Raw genomic sequence first — 397 nt, 5'->3', positions numbered from 1 at the left:
GTAACTTATTTTATTAGTAACTATAACCGTTTGTTGAGTTTTGAGCTAACCTCTATCTTGAGCATAGAGGTGAGTCAAGTTGAGTAAAATTGCTGAGGTTGTTGGTTCTCAAATTAGAAACTTACGGCAAGAACGGGGAATTAGCCAAGAAAAGCTTGCTTTAATAGCAGGAGTAAACACTTCATACGTTGGACAGATTGAACGTGGGATAAGAAGCCCCACTATTGATATGCTGGATAAGATTGCTCAGGCACTTGAAGTTAGTGTAGTAGATTTTTTTGGTTCAGAGATTAATCACGAATTTAGTCCAAGTCCGGAAACATTAAACAAGCTTATGTTTGAACTTCGAACACGTACACTAGACGAACAAAATGCTGTTTATGACATTGTAAAACGC

At 37.3% G+C, this 397-nt stretch carries 1 protein-coding gene; it reads left to right on the top strand.

Annotated elements, in window-relative coordinates; translation table 11 throughout:
• Positions 1-79: 79 nt before the first annotated feature.
• Positions 80-397: helix-turn-helix domain-containing protein (locus KIH86_RS10640; protein WP_223110456.1), on the top strand; the 318-nt coding region annotated here is incomplete at its 3' end.

This window comes from Paenibacillus sinensis, assembly GCF_019904155.1.
In the GTDB taxonomy this organism is placed as follows: domain Bacteria; phylum Bacillota; class Bacilli; order Paenibacillales; family Paenibacillaceae; genus Paenibacillus_AQ; species Paenibacillus_AQ sinensis.
Note: the sequence above shows the minus strand (reverse complement) of the source record. Positions and strands in the feature narration are given on the sequence as shown.